We start from the raw sequence: 22,961 nt of genomic DNA, 5'->3' as shown, positions 1-22,961 counted from the left end.
CGATCCAGGAAGGCATGACGCCATGACCATTCATCAGAACTTGATCGCCGGCGAGTGGACGGGGACGAACGGCACCGAAAACATCAACCCGTCGGATACGAACGAGGTCGTCGGCCTCTATGCGAGCGCAAGCGCGCAGGATGTCACGGATGCGATCGCTGCCGCCAAGGCTGCTTTTCCGGCTTGGTCGCGTTCTGGTATTCTGGAGCGCCACACGATCCTGAAGAAGGCCGGCGACGAGATCCTGGCACGCAAGGATGAACTCGGCGCGCTGCTCGCCCGCGAAGAGGGCAAGACGCTGCCGGAAGCGATCGGCGAGACCATCCGCGCCGCGCAGATCTTCGAATTCTTCGCTGGCGAAGCGCTGCGCCTGGCAGGCGAGGTGGTGCCCTCCGTGCGCCCGAACATCGGCGTCGAGATCACCCGCGAGCCGCTCGGCGTCATCGGCATCATCACCCCCTGGAACTTCCCGATCGCCATTCCTGCTTGGAAGATCGCGCCGGCGCTCTGCTATGGCAACACCATCGTCTTCAAGCCGGCCGATCTCGTGCCCGGCTGCTCGTGGGCAATCGTCGATATTCTGAACCGCGCCGGTCTGCCGAAGGGCGTGCTGAACCTCGTCATGGGCAAGGGCTCGGTCGTCGGTCAGGCTATGCTCGACAGCCCGGTTCTTTCGGGTATCACCTTCACCGGCTCGGTCGGCACCGGCAAGCGCGTCGCGCTTTCCTCCGTCGAGCACGGTCGTAAGTACCAGCTCGAAATGGGCGGCAAGAACCCGATGGTCGTGCTTGACGATGCCGATCTGACGGTCGCCGTCGAAGCGGCTGCCAATTCCGCCTTCTTCTCGACCGGCCAGCGCTGCACGGCCTCGTCGCGTCTCATCGTCACCGAGGGCATTCACGACCGGTTCGTGGCGGCCCTGACGGAAAAGCTGAAGACGCTCAACGTCGACAATGCCATGAAGTCGGGCACGCATATCGGCCCCGTCGTCGATGCCAAGCAGCTGAAGACGGATACTGATTATATCGAGATCGGCCGCCAAGAAGGCGCCAAGCTTGCCTTCGGCGGCGAACTCGTCAGCCGCGACACACCCGGCTTCTATCTGCAGCCGACGCTGTTCACGGAAGCGACGAACCAGATGCGCATCAGCCGCGAAGAGATCTTCGGCCCGGTTGCTTCCGTCATCCGCGTCAAGGATTACGAAGAAGCCTTGGCAACAGCCAACGACACGCCGTTTGGCCTGTCCTCGGGCATTGCCACGACGAGTCTGAAGCATGCGACGCATTTCAAGCGCAATGCGGAAGCGGGTATGGTGATGGTCAACCTGCCGACGGCCGGCGTCGACTTCCACGTGCCGTTCGGCGGCCGCAAGGGCTCGTCCTTCGGTCCGCGCGAGCAGGGCAAATATGCCGCCGAATTCTTCACCACCGTCAAGACGGCTTACACGCTCGCCTGATCATCGATTTCAAAGTCCAGGCGCGAACGAGGCGGCCTGGGCGACGCAAAGGGTACTGAGACATGAAAAAGAAAGCTGAATGGCCGCGCAAGCTGCGCTCCTACGATTGGTTCGGCGGCACCGGCAAGAATGCGATCATGCATCGCTCCTGGATGAAGAACCAGGGCCTGCCGGCCGATACGTTCGACGGCCGTCCGATCATCGGTATCTGTAACACCTGGTCGGAACTGACGCCCTGCAACGCGCATCTGCGCGATCTTGCAGAGCGTGTGAAGCGCGGTGTCTACGAGGCGGGCGGTTTCCCCGTGGAATTCCCGGTCTTCTCCGTCGGCGAAAGCACGCTGCGCCCGACGGCCATGATGTTCCGCAACCTCGCTGCCATGGACGTGGAAGAAGCGATCCGCGGCAATCCGGTCGATGGCGTCGTGCTGCTCGGCGGCTGCGACAAGACCACGCCGAGCCTGTTGATGGGCGCGGCTTCCGTCGACATTCCGGTCATCCTCGTTTCCGGCGGGCCGATGCTGAATGGCAAGTGGCGCGGTAAGGATGTCGGCTCCGGCACGGCGATCTGGCAGTTCTCGGAAATGGTGAAGTCCGGCGAGATGTCGCTGGATGAATTCATGGATGCGGAGCAGGGCATGGCCCGCTCGGCCGGCAGCTGCATGACCATGGGTACAGCCTCGACCATGGCGTCTATGGCCGAAGCGCTCGGCATGACCTTGCCCGGCAATGCCGCGATCCCGGCTGTCGATGCGCGCCGTCGTGTTATCTCGCAACTTTCCGGCCGCCGTATCGTCGACATGGTCAAGGAAGACCTGAAACCATCGGACATCCTGACCAAGGAAGCCTTCGAAAACGCGATCCGCGTCAACGGCGCCGTCGGCGGCTCGACCAACGCCGTTCTGCACCTCCTCGCGCTCGCGGGCCGCGTCGGCGTCGACCTGTCGCTTGACGATTGGGATCGTCTGGGCCGCGAAGTGCCAACCATCGTCAACCTGCAGCCTTCGGGCAAGCATCTGATGGAAGAGTTCTACTATGCCGGCGGTCTGCCCGTCGTCATCAAGGCAGTCGGCGAAATGGGCCTGCTCCACAAGGACGCCATGACGGTCACGGGCGACACGATCTGGGCAGGCGTCAAGGATGTCGTAAACTACAATGACGACGTTATCGTCCCGCGCGAAAAGGCGCTGACGCAGTCGGGCGGTATCGCCGTTCTGCGCGGCAATCTCGCACCGAAGGGCGCTGTCCTGAAGCCTTCGGCCGCTTCGCCGCATCTGATGCAGCACAAGGGCCGCGCCGTAGTTTTCGAAAGCATCGAGGACTATCACGCCCGTATCAACCGTGACGATCTCGACATCGACGAGAACTGCGTCATGGTGCTGAAGTACTGCGGCCCGAAGGGTTATCCGGGCATGGCCGAAGTCGGCAACATGGGCCTGCCGCCGAAGGTGCTGAAGAAGGGCATCACCGACATGATCCGCATTTCCGATGCGCGCATGTCCGGCACCGCTTACGGCACCGTCATCCTGCACACGGCTCCGGAAGCTGCCGATGGTGGCCCGCTGGCGCTGGTCCAGAACGGCGACATCATCGCCGTCGACGTTCCCGCCCGCACCATCCAACTCGAAGTGTCGGATGAGGAACTGGCGAAGCGCCGCGCCGCCTGGGTTTCTCCGGTCAAGCCGCTCACCGGCGGCTATGGCGGTCTTTACGTGAAGTCGGTCATGCAGGCCGACACCGGCGCCGACCTCGACTTCCTCGTCGGCCCGCGCGGCTCGGAAATTCCGAACAACCGCGACAGCCATTGAGATTGGTGTTTTGAATTAAGAAAGGGGGCGGGGCGAAAGCTCCGCCCTTTTTCTTCTGTGAGCCGCTAACTCTGGCTCTGACTCTGCCCCTGGCTTGCCACCGATACCTTGACCATAAGGGTTTCGCCCGGCGTGCCGATCCGCATGCCGGACACGGGAGCGGCGTCGCGATAGCAGAGGCCGGTCGCGATGCGGACGTAGCGGGCGTCGGGGCAGACGTCATTGGCCGGATCGAAGCCGACCCAGCCGAGGCCGGCAATATGCGCCTCTGCCCAGGCATGGGTAGCAGCCTGCTCGTTCTTGCCTTCCATCATCAGGTAGCCGGAAACGTAACGGGCAGGGATCTGCAATGCACGGGCGCCGGCTAGAAAGATGTGCGCATGGTCCTGGCAGACTCCGCTCTTTGCCTCCAATGCCTGTTCCGCCGTTGTCTCGGTATTGCTGGTGCCTGGCTTGTATTCCACGGTCTCGTGGATCGCTTTCATCAGCGCATGCATCTTGCCGAGTTCGTTGTCGCCTGAAACGCTGCGCAGCAGTTCCTTCGTCAGCTTGCCCGCCTTAGTGCGCGGCGAGTCCCGCAGAAAGAGCCAGAGCGGGCTGAAGCCCTCATGCGGCCCGACGACGCCGTTGAGGTCCTGCGTCTCGACTTCGCCTGAGGCAATGATCTTTGTTGCGTCCTGCTGCCCGTCGAGGGAAACCAGCGTGGCGCGATTGCCGAACTGGTCGTCATATTCCACTTCCGGCTTGGCCCCTTCGACCGAAAGCTTCCAGTCGATAACCGTCTGTCCCACGCCCGTCAGCGGCGTCAGGTGAAGCCGTTGCAGGGAAAACTGCGCTGGCTCGTCGTAGCGATATTCCGTGATATGGCTGATCGTCAGTCTCATGATATCGCCCGCCTATTCGTAGAACCGGTAGCCGTCGGAGATCTCGGCGCCCAGCTTGTTGTTGTGGGCTACGAAATCCTCGAGGAACTCATGCAGGCCCTGGTCCATGATGCGCTTGATCGTCAGCTTCTGCAGCGACTGGCGGATGGCCTCCGCGGTATCGTGCGCCGGCAACCGTTTTTCATGTTCGGCGCTGAGATAGCCGATATTGCTGACGATCTTCTCATAGCAATAGGCAAGCGAGCGCGGCATTTGCCCGTTGAGGATCAGGAAGTCGGCAATGTTGGCCGGCTTATATTCGGGATCGTAAGCCCATTTATAGGCCCGGTGCGCGGAAACCGATCTGAGGATCGACTCCCATTGCGCATTGTCGAGCGAAGAGCCGACATGCGAGACGGACGGCAGCAGGACGTAATACTTCACGTCGAGGATGCGGGCCGTGTTGTCGGCGCGCTCGATGAAGGTGCCGATGCGGGCAAAGTTATAGAGCTCGTTGCGCAGCATCGAGCCGTGGAAGGCGCCGCGGATCAATCCGGCGCGCCGCTTGATGACGTCGATCGTCTCGGGCAGCTCTGCCGTCTTCAGCTTCCTGCCGAGCAGCGACTTCAGCTCGATCCAGCATTCGTTGGTCGCCTCCCAGGTGTCGCGGGTCAGCGCCGTGCGCACCATGCGGGCATTGTTGCGGCCATATTCGATGCAGGACATGACGCTCGACGGATTGGAGCGGTCGCGCATCAGATAATCGATCGCGTCGGTCCCGGTCAGCTTGTTGTGCACCTCATCGTAGGCTTCGCGCACTCCGGCGCTTTGCAGGACACCGTCCCAGTCATCATCGACGGCGTCGCTGCGGGTCAGCGACATGCGCTGGCCGGCATCGACCAGGCGGGCTATGTTTTCGGCGCGCTCGATGTAACGGAACATCCAGTAGAGGCCATTCGCGGTTCTTCCCAGCATGTCCGATCAGTCCTCCAGAACCCAGGTGTCTTTGGTGCCGCCGCCCTGGCTGGAGTTGACCACCAGCGAGCCTTCCTTCAGCGCCACGCGGGTCAGCCCGCCTGGGATGATCCGCACCTTGTCGGAGACGAGGACATAGGGCCGCAAATCGACATGCCTTGGCGCAATGCCCTTGTTGACCAGGATCGGCACGGTCGAGAGCGAAAGGGTCGGCTGCGCGATGTAGTTGTTCGGCTTGCTCTTGAGTTTCTCGGCAAAGGCCGTCCGCTCCTTCTTCGTGGCCGTCGGTCCGACGAGCATGCCATAGCCGCCGGAGCCGTGAACTTCCTTGACGACGAGATCGGCAAGATTATCGAGCACATATTGCAGGCTGTCGGGCTCCGAACAGCGCCAGGTCGGCACGTTCTCGAGGATCGGCTTGCGGCCGGTGTAGAATTCGACGATTTCAGGCATGTAGGAATAGATCGCTTTGTCGTCGGAAATGCCGGTGCCGGGCGCATTGGCGATGGTGATGTTGCCGGCGCGGTAGACATCCATAATGCCGGGAATACCGAGCGCGGAATCCGGGCGGAAGGTGAGGGGATCGAGGAAATCGTCATCGACGCGGCGGTAGAGCACGTCGATCGCCTCGTAGCCACGTGTCGTGCGCATCTTCACCTTGCCGTCGATGACGCGCAGATCGGAGCCTTCCACGAGCTCCACGCCCATCATGTCGGCGAGGAAAGAATGCTCGTAATAGGCGGAGTTATAGATGCCCGGCGTCAGCACGGCGACGCGCGGCTTGCCCTTGCATCCGGGAGGGGCGAGCGATGCCAGGCTCTGGCGTAGCAGCAGCGGATAGTCCTCGACGCGCTGCACCTTGTTCTGGTGAAACAGTTCGGGGAACATCTGCATCATCGTTTCGCGGTTTTCCAGCATGTAGCTGACGCCGGAAGGCGTGCGGGCATTGTCCTCGAGCACATAGAACTGGTCTTCGCCGGTGCGCACGATGTCGGTGCCGACGATATGGGTGTAGACACCGCCCGGCGGACGAAAGCCGATCATTTCAGGCAGGAAGGCGTCGTTCTTTTCGATCAGCTCGCGCGGGATGCGGCCGGCGCGGATGATTTCCTGCTTGTGGTAGATGTCGTCGAGGAAGGCGTTGAGGGCGACGACCCGCTGTTCGATGCCCTGGGCGAGCTTGCGCCATTCGCGGCCTGATATGATGCGGGGGATGATGTCGAAGGGAATGAGCTTTTCGGAGGAGTCTGCGTGTCCGTAGACCGCGAAGGTAATGCCCGTTTTTCGGAAGATGGTTTCCGCATCGCGGGATTTGGCAATGAGATGGCCCCTGTCCTGGCCTGAGTACCACTCGAAGTATTTCTCGTAAGGCGCGCGCGGACTTTCATCCGCAGTAATCATTTCATCAAATGCCAAAGGTGCGGTCCCCGTGTTTTTACCCATTTGAATACAACGGTTTTTACAATGCAAGAACTATGCGCAGTTGCCATAGCGAATTTCTGAATATCGAAAAATGCCGGATTTACAGGCATTTAAGAGTAATGGCGCTGTTGCCTGCCGGCTCTTGTCGCAATGTTCGGATCAAAATTTAAGCATCTGCTTCTTTTGCGGACTGAGCGCCTGGGTAGTGGCTGAGGCTTCTGAAGCCAGGGCGGTAGCTTGCCGGACGTGAAGAAAAATTGATTGCTGTGTTCAGCAGATCGATTTTGACCGCGCCACCGCCATCGGCTATCAGCCTTCAACCCCTCCGCGCGACACCCCGAGCCGATCAGGATTCCGGATCCGAAGCGCCAAATATATCGGTCCGATTTTCATGTCCCTCGATAAACTCGCGCCGGCGATTTTCGTCCTCCTCTGGTCCACCGGCTGGATCGTCGCCAAATATGCCTCGCAGCATGCAGGCCCTTTCACCTTCCTGATGATTCGCCACAGCCTGTCGGCGCTTGCCTTCGTGCTGCTCTGTTCGATCGCTCGGGCTAGGTGGCCGCGTGACTGGACGAGCGTGTTCCGGGCCATCTATTCCGGGATTTTCCTACATGGCATTTATCTGGCGGGGCTTTGGTGGGCGATTGCCGAGGGCGTGCCGGCCGGCATTTCCGGGATCATTGCGGCGCTGCAGCCGCTGATGACCGCCATGACCGCACCGCTTCTCGTCGGTGAGCGGCTGCGGCCGATCCAGAAGGTCGGCCTGCTGCTCGGCTTCCTCGGCATTGCCATCGCGATCTCGCCGAAACTTCTAGCGACGGATACGGCCAATCTCTGGCAATCGGCGGTGCCACTCGTCGTCAATCTGTTGGCTATGGTTTCTGTGACTTACGGTACGCTCTACCAGAAGCGGCACCTGCAGACCGGCGACCTCAGAACCATTGCGACCTTGCAATATGTCGGCGCGCTGATCGTCACCGTGCCGCTCGCCTTCATTTTCGAAGGCCTGCGCTTCGACGGCACCCAGACGGCGATCCTGTCACTGCTCTGGTCGGTCTTCGGCCTGTCCATGGGCGCCGTCGGTCTGCTGCTCTATCTCATCCGCCGCGGACAGGTGTCGCGCGCCGCATCGCTGATCTATCTGATGCCGCCTGCCGTCGCCATCGAGGCTGCCATCGCCTTCGGCGAGCCGCTGACATTGCCGATTATCGTTGGCACGGTAATTGTGGTGATCGGTGTTTATCTCACCAACCGGCGTCAGGCGGAAGTCGTGCCGGAATAGGCTCTATGGCTTCTTGTGGGCATCGATCCGTTGCCGCCATCGCAGAAGCCTGCCATCGACAACCACCAGGCTAGAGACGATCAGGGCCAACCCGAGGAACTCGTAAGGTTCCAGACGCTCTCCAAGGAATGCTGTACTCAAGATGATTGCGCTTGCCGGCACGAGCAGTGTCACCAGCGACGCATTTGTCGCCCCGGCAGAGGCGATGAGATTGAAGTAGAGAATGAAGGCGAAGGCAGTCGTCAAGATTGCGAGAGTGCCGATGGACAACCAGATCGAGATATTCGTACTTACGATCTCACTCGGATTGTAGAGAAGAAGGACGGTCGGCATCATAACGATGGTCGAGGCACTCAGTTGGCCGGTCGCGACAATGACCGGCTTCATATCCCGAAATCGCTTCGCGAAAACGGCTGCAAACGCATAGGAAATTGCCGCTCCGATGACCGCAAGCTTTGCCCATGTTGGTCCGCCGAGATTGGCGAGGAGCCCTGGGCCGATCATGATGGCGGCGCCGCCAATCCCGAGAGCCACGCCCGCAAGTTTGCTGGCGGAAAGCTTTTCGTCTTTCGTCAGCAGATTTGCGACCAGGACCGTCCACAGGGGCGTGGTCGCATAGAGCACCGAGGCAAGACCCGCTCCGATCTCCGTTTGACCGCTGAATATCAGCGAAAACGGGATGATGTTGTTAAGCAGCGCCAGCCCCAGGAACGAAGCTGATCTTGCAATGGCGGGCGCAAAGGAAATGTTGCGCAGGCGCAACCAGAGATGCAGGACAAGCGCGGCAATCGAAACCCTATAGAGGACCAGCGCCAGCGGCGGGATTTCTGCGACTGCAACACGGGCAAAGAAGAATGATCCGCCCCACAGCGCGCCGAGAAGCATGAGCTGCCCCCAGTCGCTTGCCGACATTGGCTGTGTTGCCGTCGTTTGCAATGCACCGTCTCCCAAGCCTCCAGACATGCTCCAAGCTATGCCGGGAAGTGTCTGCAGGCAGGAAACAGTTATCCAAACATTGGTCGCGAAGCGAAATGGAATGTCGGGTAGCTTCGAAGTTTCGAATTTACGCTCATGACTGAATCGGTAGTCATTTGGGTAGATGTGTGAGGCGTAAAAAAGGGGGCCAATCGGCCCCCTTGAACTCTATCAGGCACGTTCGCGGCGCTGGCCGCCATTGCCTGGGCCACGACGCTTCATGCGGCCGTTGCCGCCATTGCGCTGTTCGCCCTGGGCGCCGCGCTCTTCGTTGTGGCGGCCTGCGGGACGGCCATGGGAATGGCGTTGGCCGCGATGGGCTCCGCCCTCATGCGCGGCACCGTTGCCGTTGGACTGGCCGTTGTGCTGCTTGCGAGCGGGACGGAAGTCCGAGGTCGAAGCGAGGTCGTTGTCGGGTTCCGGACGCGGCGTCGGTTCGTTGCGACGCTGGCCACGGAAATCGGCATTGCGATTGTTTTCGCGCTGCGGGCGATCATTGCGCGGGCGGCGATCCTGGCGATCGCCAGCCTCACCACGAGCCTCGCCGTTTTCCTTGTCGAAGAACGGACGGCGGGCCGGACGAGCCGGGCGGCCTTCGGCGCGACCCTGGCCTGCGCCACGGCTCTGACCCTGACCTTGGCCACCGCGACCCTTACCGCGAACGGGGCGACCGCGATCGGCGGGCGCTTCGCCACTGGCAACGGCGATTTCGATGCCCATCAGGCGCTCGATGTCGCGCAGCAGGCGGATTTCATCGGGCGAACAGAAGGCGATGGCGATGCCGTCGCGGCCGGCACGGGCGGTGCGGCCGATGCGGTGAACGTAGGCGTCGGGCACTTCCGGCAGATCGAAGTTGTAGACATGCGAAACGCCGGGGATGTCGATGCCGCGGGCGGCGACGTCGGTTGCGACGAGAACGCGGACATCGCCATCACGGAAGCCCTTGAGCGCGCGCTCGCGCTGACCCTGGCTCTTGTTGCCGTGAATGGAGGCAGCGGCAAAGCCAACGTGATCGAGGTGCTTCATCAGCTTCTCGGCGCCGTGCTTGGTGCGCAGGAAGACGATGGCGCGGCCATCCGGATTGGCCGAGATCGTTTCCTTGAGGATTTCGGTCTTGTGGTTCTGGCCGGCAACGAAGTGGACATATTGCTCCACCTTGTCGGCCGCCTTGCCCGGAGGCGAGACTTCGACCTTGACCGGATTGGTCAGGTAATCGGATGCGAGGTCAGCGATCGCCTTCGGCATGGTGGCCGAGAAGAGTAGGGTCTGGCGCTTGGCCGGAACCATCTTGGCGATCTTGCGCAGGTCGTGGATGAAGCCGAGATCGAGCATCTGGTCGGCTTCGTCGAGGACGAGGTGGGTGACATGGCCTAGCGAGAGGGCGCGGCGGTTGATGAGATCGAGGAGGCGGCCGGGCGTTGCGACCAGAATATCGGTGCCGCGCTCGAGTTGAAGCTGCTGTTTGTTGATCGACGCGCCGCCGACCACGAGGTTGATCCGCAGCTGCGTCTTGCGCATGAAGAGACGGAGGTTATCAGCGATCTGGTTTACCAGTTCGCGGGTCGGAGCGAGGATCAGCGTGCGGACGGTGCGGTTGTCGGGTCGCTTGGCTTCCTTCAGCAGCATCTCGATGATCGGCAGGCCGAAAGCGGCCGTCTTGCCGGTGCCGGTCTGGGCGAGGCCGATGAGATCACGGCCCTGGAGAACGAGCGGGATGGCTTGAGCCTGGATGGGCGTTGGCGTCGCAAAGTTGTTCTGCGACAGTGTATCGACGATCTGCTTGGAGAGACCAAGCGAGTGAAAATCGGTCAATTCAATACCTTTCGGGGCGCCAAAGCAAATAGGCCGGATCGCACCATGCGGTCCGGTCTGTCTCTGGCGTCAAGAACCCCGCGTGAAGTGGGAACTTGTAAGTTGGAAATAGCTTTCCCAGCGCATCGGCCGCAGCGCTTGGCGCGGCCTCATTCATAAAAGCGCTTTTGTCCTTCTCTTGCGTACAGATTGTCCCGCAGGGCACGCTCACGCGGCGGCCGGAAGGTGAAAGCTGAGGCGCATTTGGTCTTAAATGCGAGGAATGTCAAGAGGTGTAAGCGAAAGCTTTTCACCAGGCATACAAAAATGCCGCCGAAATCCGGCGGCATCCGAGATCTGATGTGGGCGCATGCGCTCAATGCAGAGATTGCTGATCCTAGAGCCATTTCGCTTTTCTTCGAATCGCGAAATGGCTCTATCTCTTTGTTTTCTCGCAATTCCGGACGGAAAACCGCCGCGCGCTTTTCCTGGAATTGCTCTAGCGGCAAACCTCGACACGATAAGGACGGCCCCAGCCATCGTGACGCCATGCCCAGTAGCAGCTGGGGTAGGGGCGTACATAGACGCGCTCGTAGGCTGGGCCGTCGTAGTAGGCCGGATATGCCGGATAATAAGCCGGGTAGGCGGGCCGCGCAGCCCCGGCGATCAAGGCGCCGCCCACAACACCGGCGGCAAGACCGCCGAAGAAGGCCCCGCGGTCGGACGCGTTGGCGGTAGTGGCGGTTGCGGTGGCGGCGCTGCCAAGCGTCAGCGCGATCAAACCGGCCGTCGTTAATGTGCGAAGCACAGACATTGACATCCCTTTCCCAAAACACAGGCTGGCTCCTAGCCTAAGCCGAGTTTGACGTTGTGCAGGAAAGGGGGCGAAGTCGCGGCCAAAAACAGGTTCGCGACATTAAATTTCGTTCATGATTTGAGGCGTAAAGCCTTTGATTTTCAATCAGAAATCTGTAGGGACGCCGCCCTCTGCCTTGCGCTTCGCGACAAATGCATCGAGTTCTTCCTCGATTGCCGGATCGAGTGGGGGCCGTTCATAACGCTCAAGCGTTTCCTTATAGACGCGGTTGGCGTGATCGTAAGTCGTAGGGCTCCCGGCTTCCGTCCATGTCTCGTTGTTTCGCCAGTCCGACAGGATCGGCGAATAGAAGGCGGTTTCGTAGCGGGCGAGCGTGTGCGCCGTGCCGAAATAGTGGCCGCCGGGGCCGACATCGCGCACGGCATCCAGCGCCAGGGCGTCGGCGCTGACATCGAGCGGCTTCAGGAATTCCGCGACCATCTGCAGCATGTCGACATCAAGGATGAATTTCTCGAAGGAGGCGGTCAGCCCGCCCTCGCTCCAGCCGGCCGCATGCAGCACGAAATTGCCGCCGCCCTGGGTCAATGCCCATAATGACAGCGCCGATTCGTAGGCGGCCTGCGCATCGAGCGTGTTGGAGGCGTTGGTGTTCGAAGTGCGGTAGGGGATGCCGTAGCGGCGGGCGAGCTGGCCGCCCGCGATGACAGCCTTCATATATTCCGGCGTGCCGAAGGCGGGGGCGCCCGTCTTCATGTCGACATTCGAGGTGAAGCCGCCATACATGACCGGTGCGCCCTTGCGCACCATCTGGGTGAAGGCGAGGCCGCAGAGCGCCTCGGCATTCTGCTGCACCAGCGCGCCGGCGATCGTCACCGGCGCCATGGCGCCCGCCAGCGTGAACGGCGTCACCACGACCACCTGACCGCGCGAGGACATTTCGATGATCCCCTGCAGCATCGGCCCGTCGAGACGCAGCGGCGAGGAGGAGTTGATGATGGTAAAGAGCGAGGGCTCGCGCTCCATCTGTTCCATTGTGATGCCGCGGCCGATGCGGGCGATCTCGATGGCATCGAGATTGCGCTGCTGGCCGAGCGAATAGCAATGAAAGGCCTTGTCGGTGAGCTTCACGATGTCGGAAAGGCAATCGAGATGGCGTACAGAGGCATGGATGTCGATAGGTTCGACCGGGTAGCCACCGGTCATATGGATGACGTCGAAGGACTGGGCGAGCTTGATAAGCTTGCGGAAGTCCTCCTGATTGCCGGCTCTCCTGCCGCCGTCGCGGTCGGCGACGAAGGGGGCGGAGGCAACCTGCGCGAAGACGAGATTGCGGCCCCCGATTTCAACGTTTCTAAGGGGATTTCGGGCGTGCAGCGTGAAGTTCGAGGGGATCGAAGCGATCAGCTCCATGATCATGTTGCGGTCGAAACGAACGCGTTCCCTGCCGGGCGTAACGTCCGCGCCGGCAGCCTTCATGCGCTCGCGCGCTTCCGGCAGGATGATATCCATGCCGATCTCTTCGAGAATGGTCAGCGACGCCTCGTGGATATCGTCGAGCGCTTCGGGCGACAGCAGTTCCGTGCGAGCGAGATTGTTGACGAGGTTGAGGTATTTCGTGCCGCTCGGTTTGCGGCTGCGCTCGGCTCCACGTCCTCCAGCCCGCCGCCGCCGTTCGCCCGTTGCCGTTGCGATCTGTGCTTCGTTCAAGGTCAGGCTTTCTTCGTCGCTCATGGCGCTCGCTCCCAATGATCCGTCGACGGATTCTTGGCAGAGTTTCCCCCGGTATGCCGTCGTCGTTTGCGACCAAGGCATGACCGTTATAGGACAGTGCATGGTCTGAACGCGACGTCGGCGCGGTGGTTTAAACATGGTTAACGCCTTGTTAAAGCCAATTGTGCTAGAGCGTCGTTCCATGAACTATCATGCGCGGTGAAAAGAGAGGCTCCGTTTGACTTTGGACGGTGAACTGCTCGACATAGCGTGCCGCCGGATCGCCAGTCTGGACAGGCCCGCCTACATCAAGAACAGCGAGCTTCGTTACGTCGCCGTCAACGATGCCTATGCGCGGTTCTTCGGGCACGATATCTCCGATTTCATCGGCAATCGCAGTCACGATCTTCTCGATATGGGCGAGAGCGCCGACAGGGAAGACAGGGAGCGCCGGGCACTGGTCTTCGGTTCGGAAGAGGTGGCACTGTGCTTCGACGCATCGGGTCGCGAGCGATCGCGCATCCAGATCGAGAGTTTTTCCCCTTCGGAAGACCGCGTCTATATTTTCGGTGTGTTTCTGGATGCGCCTGCGAGGAGACTGCATCAGGATCTCGACAATATTCTTCGCTCTATGCCGATCGGTGTTCTGATCTACGACAGCGACTACGTCGTCGAATACGTGAATGACGCCTTCTACGACATTTTCGAATTCTCGAAGGATGAGCGCTTCGAAGGCCGTCCCTATCGGGATCTCATCGCCAAACACTATGATCTGGCGCGCTTCGGCTCCGACGGCCGCAGCCTTGACGATATCTATCAGGCGCGCCTGGCGGCACTGCGCAAGGCGGGCGAGCATCTGCAGACGGAAGTGAATTTTGCCGACGGCAAATCCGTCATCATCGATGCGCGCCGCATCGCCAATGGGCGGACGCTGATGTCTTATACGGACATCTCCGCCGTCAAGCAGCAATTCCGCGAGATCACCGAAGCCCGGCTGGCGCTGGAACGCCTCGGCGAACTCATGGCCGATGCCATGCAGGCCATGTCCCAAGGCCTGCTGATCGTTCAGGACGGTACGATCATGCTGGCCAACGACCGGCTGAAGGATATGTTGAAGCTGCCAGCCGATTTCCTCGAGGTCGGTAAAAACTGGTCCGCGGCCTTCGATTATTGCGCGCAACGCGGAGACTTCGGTGAGGATGCCGAGGCTTTGCGGGCGTCCTGGGGGGAAAGCATTGCTGCCGGCAAGCCGATCTCCTGCGTATTCCAGATCAAGGGCGACCGCTGGATGCGGCTTGATGCCGCCCTCGGCGAGCATCGTCGTTGGACCGTGGCGCTGACCGATGTCACCGAGATGAAGGAACGGGAGGCGGATTTGCAGCTGCTCCTGGCGCGCAGCAATGCTGCGGACCGGGCGAAATCCGAGTTTCTGACCCATATGAGCCATGAAATCCGCACGCCGATGAACGGCGTTCTCGGCATGGCGGAACTGCTTGGCAAGACCGATCTCGATGCGAGGCAGAAGACCTTCGTCGATATCATCGTCAAGTCGGGCAATGCGCTGCTGACCATCATCAACGACATTCTCGATTTTTCCCGCATCGATACCGGCGAAATGCATCTGCGCAAGATGGCATTCGATCCCGCCGAGGCCGTCGAGGATATCGTGACCTTGTTGGCTGCCGCGGCATCGGAAAAGAATATCGAGCTGATGGCGCGTATCGCTCCCGGCGTGCCGGCGGCGATACTCGGCGATGCCGGCCGCTTTCGGCAGATCGTGACCAATCTCGTCGGCAACGCGATCAAGTTCACGGAGCGAGGTCATGTGCTGGTCGAACTGGATAGCCGGCCGGAAGCAGACGACAATATATTGCTCATGCTGCGCGTCGAAGACACCGGAATCGGCATTCCGGAAGAAAAGCTCGATACGATCTTCGACAAATTCTCATTGGTGGATTCGTCCTTTGCGCGGCGGCTTGAGGGCTCGGGTCTTGGTCTCGCCATCACGGCTGGCCTCGTCGATCTGTTCGGCGGTTCGCTGTCGGTAGAGAGCGAATGGGGCAAGGGATCGGCTTTCACCGTCCATCTGCCGATGCCGCTGGTTGCCGCGCGCGGCAAAGTCGCGGAGCTGCCGACCAATGTCAGGGATGCCCGCGTTCTGATCGTGGAAGACGACGCGATCCATCGGCGCATCTTGAGCGAACAGTTGATGCAATGGGGTTTCGACGGGCATGTCGCCGAGGATGGCAGGACCGCGCTCGCCATTCTGGAAGCTGCCTTCGATATGGGCGTGTCGGTCGATGCGATTATCGTCGACTACAGCATATCAGGCATGAATGGCTATCAGATCGCGAGCGCATTGCGCGCCGATCCGCGTTTCGACACGCTGCCGATCGTGTTCCTGACGTCGATGGGCGTCGCCGGTAGCGATAGGGAATTCGCCGCCGTCAACGGCCAGGCACATCTTATGAAGCCTGTGAGAGCCAATGTGCTGCGCGGCACGATCATCGATGTCGTGCGCGCGTCGCGGCGGAAGAAACTGGGGGAGCGATTGGCCCCGGTTGAACGTCGGCTACCGATAGAGACGGAAGCCGCAGCCGCGATCGAAGCCACCGATCGGATGACGTCGGCCAAGTCAGGCAATGCCATCGACGTCCTCGTCGCTGAGGATAATGAGGTGAACCAGATCGTCTTCACGCAGATCCTGCAGGCAACTGGCCTGCGGTTTCTCGTCGTGGAGAATGGCCAGGCGGCCGTGGACGCATGGCGTCAGCTCCGGCCGTCGCTGATCCTCATGGATGTGTCCATGCCGGTCATGAATGGTCATCAGGCGACCCGCACGATCCGGCAGTTCGAGACGCAGGCCGGGCAGGGATGGCATGTTCCCATCGTCGGGGTGACCGCGCAGGCCCTGGATGTCGATCGCATGATGTGCATGCAGTCGGGCATGGACGATTGCATATCCAAGCCGATCAGCCCCGAACTCCTTGAGACGAAGATCCAGCAATATCTCGGTGATATCGGTTTCCGGGAGGATCGGTCCAAGAACTAGGGTTCCGATCTTTAGACTTGAGCGCATGGCTGAATGCGGCGCAACCGTCGCAGGCATCAGCCATCGGTGGAAACGGTAACGGCCTTCCAGGCTTCGATCTCCTGCTTGAGGCGCTCGATCCTGTCCGATACAAGTCCAAGAGCATCGCTGCCCAGCAGGAGCTGCGGTGGAGGCGTGTCGGACTCGATCAAGCCCAGAACGGCATCTGCGAGCTTGTCAGGATCGCCGAGCTGCTTACCGCTTTTGGATTGCCGCGCCTGCCGGATCGGATCGAACAGCGCGTCATAATCCGCGATTGATCGTTCGGTCCGGACCATCGAGCGCCCGGCCCAGTCGGTCCGGAAGGAGCCGGGGCAGAGGGCGGTCACTCGAACGCCGAATGGCGCCATTTCTGCTCGCATGACCTCCGAGATACCCTGAAGCGCAAATTTGCTTCCGCAATAATAGGCGATGCCGGGCATGGTGATCATGCCGCCCATGGAAGTGACGTTGACGATGAAGCCGCTGCGCCTTTCGCGGAAGCGCGGCAGGAAGGCCCTTGCGACCGCAACGGCGCCGAAGACGTTCACGTCGAACTGGTGGCGCATCTCCTCGAGAGGCGACTCTTCAAGAATTCCCTCGTGGCCGTAGCCGGCGTTGTTGATCAGCACGTCGACCGGTCCATGGTCTTCTTCCGTCTGTCGAACGACGTCGGCTATGCGGTCAAATTCCGTCACGTCGCATAGGATGGGCTGTACTGCCGGCAAGCGTTCCGCGAGGGCTGCCCGCGACTGTTCCGAGCGGATGGTGCCAATAACCTTGTGGCCATTCCGGATCGCGGCGGCCGCAATTGCGAAGCCGAAGCCCGAATTCGCTCCAGTGATGAAAAAAGTCTTCTGTAACATGATCGATATCTCGTCTTGATTGCTTGATGCCTATGACAGATAATCTTCGAAATCATCGCGGGCGATTGCAAAAGCTATGGATATCTTGCCAAATCCTATGAAACGGAGCGATGAGGGTTCAAAGCGCCGGGAGTTGGTAGAGCTGGCAGGCCTTCTTGCGCCCGGCCAGGGATACAATCCAACGGCACTTGCCGGTGTCCGCATTCTCAGGACCGAAGCGACCCTTCATGATGTTCCCGTGCTCTACAAACCTGGCGCGGTCTTCGTCCTGCAGGGCCGAAAGCAGGGCGTGCTTGAAGGCGAGGTCTATCTCTACGATGAGGAGCATTATCTGGCCGTGTCGGTGCCCGTTCCGTTCCGGATGGAATCGTCAGCCAGCGTAGAACGCCCTTTGCTTGCCGTTTATCTCGAGTTCGACATGCTTCTCGCTGCGGAGATCGCCTCGGACGTGGGGGCGAGACAGTCCGGAGCAGCGACCGGCAAAGTGAGAAGCCTGATATCGAGCAGAATGGAGCCGATGATCGAGGATGTCTTGCTGCGTTTGCTGCGGGCGCTCAGCGATCCTGTCGAGCTTGCGGTTCTGGGAACAGGCATCCTGCGCGAGCTGCACTACCGGGTTCTGGTCGGCCCGCAAGGCGGAGCGATGATCTCAGCTCTTCAACAGCAGGGCATTTCCGGGAAGATCGTGCGAAGTCTGGCCCGATTGCGCGATACCTACAGTTCCGAGATTTCGGTTGCCGCGCTGGCGCGTGAGGCGGGGATGAGCGTTCCCTCCTATCACGTCCATTTCAAAGCCCTGACGGGCAGCAGTCCGATGCAATATCTGAAGGCAATGCGGCTGCATGAGGCGCGGTTGATGATCGCGCGTCACGACAAAACGATTGCGGAAGTGGCGGCATCGGTCGGCTATGCCAGTGCTGCCCAGTTCAGCCGGGATTTCAAACGGCACTTCCGGCGGACGGCCTCGGAAGAGGCCAAGTGGGTTCGCCAGCATCTTGGCGAGCTGATCTGAATCCTCGAGATGGTTGCCGCCTGGCGCGGTACATCGGCTCCGGCCTCAGGCGGGCTTGATGCCGCAGAGCATTTCGCGCTTGCCGGCAAAGCCTTGGCGTCGCTCCACCACAAATCCTGCCGCCTGCAGGTTTCGTCGCACGAAGCCAGCCGCTGCATAGGTGGCGAAGGTACCGTTCGGAACCGTCTTGTCGTGGAGTGCCTGCATCAATTCCGGCGACCACATGTCGGCATTGCGGGAGGGCGCGAAACCGTCGAGATACCAGGCGTCAAAGCCCTGTTCGGCGCGGCTGACACCTTCGAGAGCCGGACCGCAGATGACGCTGAGGCGCGTATGCGCATCTAGCCTCAGCGACACGACACCCTGCGGGTTGTCCGGCCACGCGGCGGCAAGCGCCTGGCGCTCGCTGTCGATTTCGGGCCAGTGCGACAAGGCACGGTCGATTTCCTCGGCCCGCATCGGATAGAGTTCGAAGGACATGAAGTGCAGGTTCGAACCAGGGGCAGCCTTCTGCCGCCACTGGCGCCAGGTCTCGCAGAAGTTCAGGCCGGTGCCGAAGCCGAGTTCGCCGATAAGGAAATCTCGCTGTCCGTGCCAGCGGGCAGGCAGTCCATTGCCGGCCAGGAAGACGTGACCGCATTCCAGCCGGCCGTCGGTCTGGCAATAAAAATGGTCGCCAAATGCGGTCGAATAGGGCATATCGCCGTCGCGCCATTCGAGCTCCGGGCTTGCCACATTGGTTTCGGACGCCTTGGTCCGATCGGAAACTGGATCTGTCATGGAAAGAGCGGATAATCCTCCAAGACCTGCCGGTCAATCGTTCGTCGATCTGCTGATTGTCGGTGGTGGGATCATGGGCCTGTGGGCGGCCGTTCATGCCGAGCGCCTTGGTATCCGGGCAACGCTTGTCGAAGCGGGCCGTCTCGGGCAGGGGGCGAGCGGTGGCCTGCTTGGCGCGCTGATGCCGCACATGCCGGATAAATGGTCCGAGAAGAAGCAGTTTCAGTTCGATGCGCTTGTCGCACTCGAGGAAGAGATCTCGGCCCTGGAAGCGGAGACCGGCCTTTCAGCCGGTTATCGCCGTGCCGGCCGGTTGATTCCGCTGCCGAAGCCGCATCTGAGGCAGATCGCCCTTGGCCATTCCCATGATGCGGAAACGCATTGGCGGCATGGGGATCGGCAGTTTCACTGGCATGTGCTGGATGCGGCGCCCGTCGAAGGCTGGATCGAGCCGTCCCTTGCCGAAAACGGATTTGTCCACGATACGCTGGCGGCCCGCGTCGCGCCGCGCGCGTTTCTAGAGGTCATGTGGAGGTTTCTGGCCGCGGCACGACATGTCCGGCTTTGCGAGGGCGTTACCGTCGAGAGTATCGAACCGGAGCGGGGCATTGTACGTTCAAGCGATGGCGACATTCGTTTCGGCCGTTGCATCCTTTCTGCCGGCTTTCGCTCGTTTCCGATCCTTGATGAATTGACGGTGGGACGCAAAGCCTCGCTCGGCCAACCGGTCAAAGGGCAGGCGGCGATGCTGAAGGCTGATGTCGACGGCGACATGCCTGTTATCTTCCGCGATGGTCTCTACATCGTTCCGCATGAGAATGGATTGGTCGCGGTCGGCAGTACGAGCGAGAACCGATTTGACGATCCCTTATCGACGGACGAGCAGCTCGATAACTTGCTTACTGCGGCGCGCATCATGGTGCCGGTGCTGGCTGGCGCGGACGTCGTCGAGCGTTGGGCCGCCCTGCGTCCTAAGGCTGTGGATCGCGATCCGATGGTGGGTGCGCATCCCGATCATCCCTCGCTGATTGCCCTGACTGGTGGCTTCAAGGTGAGCTTTGGGCTGGCGCATAGGCTTGCGGAGGCGGCGGTGCGTGAGGCGGTGGGCGCACCCGGTCGCTTCAACTTGCCGCAGAGTTTCACTTTAGCGAGTCATATTTCAGTCATATCACATAAAACGTGAATTCAAGCCTCTTTCGGGTCGTTAATCTGTCACGCAAATCACCTATCTCCTTGGCCATCGGTGCCGGTTCGGTCTGCCTGACGTTACGCCCTGGAGGAATTTTATGCGGTATGCCATTTGCTTCACACCGTCTGCGAGCGATCCGCTGACGCTTGTGGCGGCGAATTGGCTCGGCCGCAACGTCTATTCCGGCGAGATGGTCGATCCGCCGGCGGTCCGTGGGCTTGGTATCCATGAGATCGCCTTCTACACCGCGGTTCCGCGCCGCTATGGGTTCATGGGAATTTTAAAGGCGCCGTTCCGGTTGGCCGAGGATATGTCCGAGGCGGGGCTGCTGCGCGATCTGATGCGGTTCTCGGGCACGGTCGCGCCCTTCGAAATCCCGAGGCTTGAAGTCGCGCGGCTCGGCAGCGCGCTGGGCCTCGTTCCCTCCGCGCCAAGCCAGCAGATGCATTTCCTGGCGGCATCGCTGGTGCAGACCTTCGATCAATACCGGGCTCCTTTGAGCGAAGCCGAAATAGAGCGCATCGATCCGGATGGCCTGTCGGCGACGCAATTTGCCAATCTGCATCGCTGGGGGCATCCGCACGTCATGGACGAGTTCCGTTTCCAGATGATGCTGACGGGTACGGTAAGCCCCGCCGACATGGCGCGCATCGAGCGTGCGCTGCGCGATTTCTTCGAGCCTGCCTTGGCTGCGCCCATCCCCGTTTCCAACATCGCGCTCATGATGGAAGAAGGTGCCGGCGGCCCCTTCCGGGTGCACTCGCTGCATCCTATGGGAAAGGTCAGTGCCCGCAAGATCGCCTAGATTAGCGGATGGTGTTCACGCCAATACCCCGCTTTGAAGCGAAAGTGATTTTCCCACTTTCCGTCTCGACTTTCGCGGCGTGGATGCTACCGTTCCTCGATCAGAGAAGGTGCATCCAATGTCGGAAATCTATCCCCGTAATCTCATCGGCTACGGCCGCCACACGCCGGATCCGAAATGGCCTGGCGATGCCCGCATCGCGGTGCAGTTTGTGATCAATTATGAGGAGGGCGGGGAAAGCTGCATTCTCGACGGTGATCCTGGGTCGGAAAACCTGCTGTCCGAGATCGTTGGCGCGGCCTCCTGGCCGAACCAGCGCAATCTCAATATGGAATCGATCTACGAATACGGTTCGCGCGCTGGCTTCTGGCGGCTGTGGCGCATGTTCACCGAACTCAAGGTTCAGGCGACGGTCTATGGCGTGACGCTGGCCATGGCGCGCAATCCGGAAGCGGTTGCCGCGATGAAGGAAGCCGGCTGGGAAATCGCCAGCCACGGCTATCGCTGGCTGGAATACAAGGATTTCTCCGAGGATCTGGAGCGCAAGCACATTCTCGAAGCCGTGCGGCTGCATACCGAACTCACCGGCGAGCGGCCCTACGGCATATACCAGGGCAAGCCGTCCGACAATACGCTGCGGCTCGTCATGGAGGAGGGCGGTTTCCTCTATTCCTCCGATTCCTATGCCGACGATCTGCCCTTCTGGGTCGATGGTCTGAACGGCAAGCCGTTCCTGATCATCCCCTATACGCTCGAAACCAACGATATGCGCTTTGCGACGCCGCAGGGCTTCAATTCCGGTGACCAGTTCTTCACCTATCTCAAGGATGCCTTCGACACACTCTATGAAGAGGGCAAGCATGGCAGCCCGAAGATGATGTCCGTCGGTCTGCATTGCCGCCTCGTCGGCCGCCCCGGTCGCGCCGCGGCCCTGCGCCGGTTCATCGAATATGTCCAGAAGCACGACAAGGTCTGGATCCCCAAGCGAATCGAGATCGCCAACCACTGGTATGAAAATCACCTTCCCGGGGGCGCGCGCTGATATGATCTCGAGGGATGATTTTGTCGACCGCTTCGGCGGTGTCTTCGAACATTCGCCTTTCGTTGCCCAGCGCGCCTACGATCACGGTGCCATTGCGGAGCCATTGACCTCCGGCGGCGTGCATGCCGCGCTGGTGCGAGTCTTCCGCGCCGCCGGCGAGGCGGAGCGACTTGGCGTGCTGCGGGCACACCCCGATCTCGCTGGGCGGCTGGCGATTGCCGGCCAGCTGACCGAGGATAGCCGCAAGGAGCAGGCCGGTGCCGGGCTCGACCGGCTGAGCCCCGAGGAGCACGCCCGGTTTACCGAACTCAATGCCGCCTATGTGACGAAATTCGGCTTCCCCTTCATCATCGCAGTGAAGGGGCTCGGCAAGGACGATATTCTTGCCGCCTTCGAGACGCGGATAGACAATAGCAGGGATGCGGAACTCGCGACTGCGGCGGCGCAGGTCGAAAAGATCGCCTTGCTGCGTCTGCAATCCATGCTGCCTGAAGCCTGACGCTTGGTCTCAGGACCGAGATCCTTCCTGATCATGTCCCTGGGCTGATTTCCCGTTGAGGTACGCGCTATTTTTCGGTCTACTCATGGCTTAGTATCCGCTTGGCAGGATACTGAGCCATGGGGCCACGAAAAGCATTGGATAGAGATAGAAGCGGAGGATGATTGGTGACGCCAAGAGGCGCGCCATCGCACCGGAATCGGGTATTGCTGGCGGAGGAAAGCCAGCATGAGCTTGGATCGACTGGTTACCTACCTCGAACGCATGCAGCAGGCTGCATCCGAAACCGGCCATTTCCTCCTCGAAACCGATCAAGCCGCCTTTTTCAAGAATGTCGAGAAACAGCGCGCCGTCGGCATGAATCTTCTGTTGATCGGCGAGGCTGCCACGCGCATTGCCGAGGACTATCCGGAGTTTGTCGTTGACCATCCGGAGCTGCCTTGGCATGTCATGCAGGACTTCCGGAATCGGATTGCGCAAGGGTATGTCGACATCGAGTTGGCGGCCCTGTGGGATATTGCCCACAAATCTCTTCCGGAGTTGCTCCTGCAACTGGACTCCATTCGCCATTGGCGAGCGGAAGGCGAATAATCATT

The 22,961-nt window shown here is 60.7% G+C and carries 19 protein-coding genes; 10 read left to right on the top strand and 9 right to left on the bottom strand.

Going from position 1 to position 22,961, the window contains the following annotated elements; all coding sequences use genetic code 11:
• Positions 1-22 precede the first annotated feature (22 nt).
• Together AC13QE_RS28530 and araD are read left to right on the top strand one after the other, a co-directional pair.
• Complete coding sequence (locus tag AC13QE_RS28530; protein ID WP_488486244.1) at positions 23-1,456, top strand: aldehyde dehydrogenase family protein; 1,434 nt, start codon at positions 23-25, stop codon at positions 1,454-1,456.
• 62 nt (positions 1,457-1,518) lie between these two features.
• Positions 1,519-3,264: an L-arabinonate dehydratase gene (gene araD / locus AC13QE_RS28525; RefSeq protein ID WP_488486243.1), complete on the top strand. Its 1,746-nt coding sequence runs from the start codon at positions 1,519-1,521 to the stop codon at positions 3,262-3,264.
• A 65-nt stretch (positions 3,265-3,329) separates the two neighbouring features.
• On the opposite strand, the gene AC13QE_RS28520 is transcribed toward araD, so the two are convergent.
• The 3 genes from AC13QE_RS28520 to AC13QE_RS28510 are packed head-to-tail and all read right to left on the bottom strand — an operon-like array spanning position 3,330 to position 6,518.
• Positions 3,330-4,148 carry a transglutaminase-like domain-containing protein gene (locus tag AC13QE_RS28520; protein WP_132717244.1) on the bottom strand — a complete coding sequence of 273 codons (819 nt, stop codon included), beginning with the start codon at positions 4,146-4,148 and terminating at the stop codon, positions 3,330-3,332.
• Positions 4,149-4,160: 12 nt separating this feature from the next.
• Entirely contained in the window at positions 4,161-5,102 is a 942-nt protein-coding gene (locus AC13QE_RS28515; RefSeq protein WP_488486242.1) for an alpha-E domain-containing protein, read from the bottom strand.
• A gap of 6 nt (positions 5,103-5,108) precedes the next feature.
• On the bottom strand, positions 5,109-6,518 hold the full coding sequence (locus tag AC13QE_RS28510) for a circularly permuted type 2 ATP-grasp protein (RefSeq protein WP_132717242.1): 1,410 nt from the start codon (positions 6,516-6,518) through the stop codon (positions 5,109-5,111).
• Positions 6,519-6,915: 397 nt separating this feature from the next.
• Here AC13QE_RS28510 and AC13QE_RS28505 point away from each other — a divergent pair, with 397 nt between their 5' ends.
• Complete coding sequence (locus AC13QE_RS28505) at positions 6,916-7,809, top strand: DMT family transporter (protein WP_488486241.1); 894 nt, start codon at positions 6,916-6,918, stop codon at positions 7,807-7,809.
• Positions 7,810-7,812: 3 nt separating this feature from the next.
• Here the strand turns inward: AC13QE_RS28505 and AC13QE_RS28500 are convergent, their stop codons facing one another.
• The 4 genes from AC13QE_RS28500 to AC13QE_RS28485 form a co-directional block, all read right to left on the bottom strand.
• On the bottom strand, positions 7,813-8,721 hold the full coding sequence (locus AC13QE_RS28500; protein WP_488486274.1) for a DMT family transporter: 909 nt from the start codon (positions 8,719-8,721) through the stop codon (positions 7,813-7,815).
• 234 nt (positions 8,722-8,955) lie between these two features.
• The gene (locus AC13QE_RS28495) at positions 8,956-10,596 is read right to left on the bottom strand and encodes a DEAD/DEAH box helicase (RefSeq protein ID WP_488486240.1); all 1,641 of its coding nucleotides are present in this window, start codon (positions 10,594-10,596) and stop codon (positions 8,956-8,958) included.
• A gap of 478 nt (positions 10,597-11,074) precedes the next feature.
• Positions 11,075-11,389, bottom strand: a complete 315-nt coding sequence (locus tag AC13QE_RS28490; RefSeq protein ID WP_132717238.1) for a hypothetical protein — start codon at positions 11,387-11,389, stop codon at positions 11,075-11,077.
• A 147-nt stretch (positions 11,390-11,536) separates the two neighbouring features.
• Positions 11,537-13,123 carry a trimethylamine methyltransferase family protein gene (locus AC13QE_RS28485; RefSeq protein WP_488486239.1) on the bottom strand — a complete coding sequence of 529 codons (1,587 nt, stop codon included), beginning with the start codon at positions 13,121-13,123 and terminating at the stop codon, positions 11,537-11,539.
• Positions 13,124-13,340: 217 nt separating this feature from the next.
• Here AC13QE_RS28485 and AC13QE_RS28480 point away from each other — a divergent pair, with 217 nt between their 5' ends.
• Positions 13,341-16,154, top strand: a complete 2,814-nt coding sequence (locus AC13QE_RS28480; RefSeq protein WP_488486238.1) for a response regulator — start codon at positions 13,341-13,343, stop codon at positions 16,152-16,154.
• 56 nt (positions 16,155-16,210) lie between these two features.
• On the opposite strand, the gene AC13QE_RS28475 is transcribed toward AC13QE_RS28480, so the two are convergent.
• A complete protein-coding gene (locus AC13QE_RS28475) occupies positions 16,211-17,038 on the bottom strand; it encodes an oxidoreductase (RefSeq protein WP_488486237.1) in 828 nt (275 codons plus the stop codon).
• A gap of 82 nt (positions 17,039-17,120) precedes the next feature.
• On the opposite strand from AC13QE_RS28475, the gene AC13QE_RS28470 reads away from it, so the two are divergent.
• Positions 17,121-18,050: an AraC family transcriptional regulator gene (locus tag AC13QE_RS28470; RefSeq protein ID WP_488486273.1), complete on the top strand. Its 930-nt coding sequence runs from the start codon at positions 17,121-17,123 to the stop codon at positions 18,048-18,050.
• Between the two features lie 45 nt (positions 18,051-18,095).
• Here AC13QE_RS28470 and mnmC2 read toward each other — a convergent pair whose 3' ends face one another.
• Positions 18,096-18,830: a tRNA (5-methylaminomethyl-2-thiouridine)(34)-methyltransferase MnmC2 gene (gene mnmC2, locus AC13QE_RS28465; protein WP_488486236.1), complete on the bottom strand. Its 735-nt coding sequence runs from the start codon at positions 18,828-18,830 to the stop codon at positions 18,096-18,098.
• On the opposite strand from mnmC2, the gene AC13QE_RS28460 reads away from it, so the two are divergent.
• The 5 genes from AC13QE_RS28460 (at position 18,829) to AC13QE_RS28440 (ending at position 22,956) form a co-directional block, all read left to right on the top strand.
• The gene (locus AC13QE_RS28460) at positions 18,829-20,013 is read left to right on the top strand and encodes an NAD(P)/FAD-dependent oxidoreductase (RefSeq protein WP_488486235.1); all 1,185 of its coding nucleotides are present in this window, start codon (positions 18,829-18,831) and stop codon (positions 20,011-20,013) included. The genes mnmC2 and AC13QE_RS28460 overlap by 2 nt on opposite strands.
• Positions 20,014-20,116: 103 nt before the next feature.
• The gene (locus AC13QE_RS28455) at positions 20,117-20,824 is read left to right on the top strand and encodes a DUF1045 domain-containing protein (protein ID WP_488486234.1); all 708 of its coding nucleotides are present in this window, start codon (positions 20,117-20,119) and stop codon (positions 20,822-20,824) included.
• A 118-nt stretch (positions 20,825-20,942) separates the two neighbouring features.
• Positions 20,943-21,866, top strand: a complete 924-nt coding sequence (gene puuE, locus AC13QE_RS28450) for an allantoinase PuuE (protein ID WP_488486233.1) — start codon at positions 20,943-20,945, stop codon at positions 21,864-21,866.
• Between the two features lies 1 nt (position 21,867).
• Positions 21,868-22,365 (top strand): 2-oxo-4-hydroxy-4-carboxy-5-ureidoimidazoline decarboxylase, encoded by a 498-nt coding sequence (gene uraD / locus AC13QE_RS28445; RefSeq protein ID WP_488486232.1) that lies wholly within the window; start codon positions 21,868-21,870, stop codon positions 22,363-22,365.
• A 228-nt stretch (positions 22,366-22,593) separates the two neighbouring features.
• Positions 22,594-22,956, top strand: a complete 363-nt coding sequence (locus AC13QE_RS28440; protein WP_132717229.1) for a HepT-like ribonuclease domain-containing protein — start codon at positions 22,594-22,596, stop codon at positions 22,954-22,956.
• Positions 22,957-22,961: the final 5 nt, after the last annotated feature.

It is taken from the genome of Martinezella sp. CNPSo 3957, assembly GCF_057784395.1.
The sequence above is the reverse complement of the archived record's forward strand: the minus strand, read 5'-3'. Positions and strand labels throughout refer to the sequence as shown.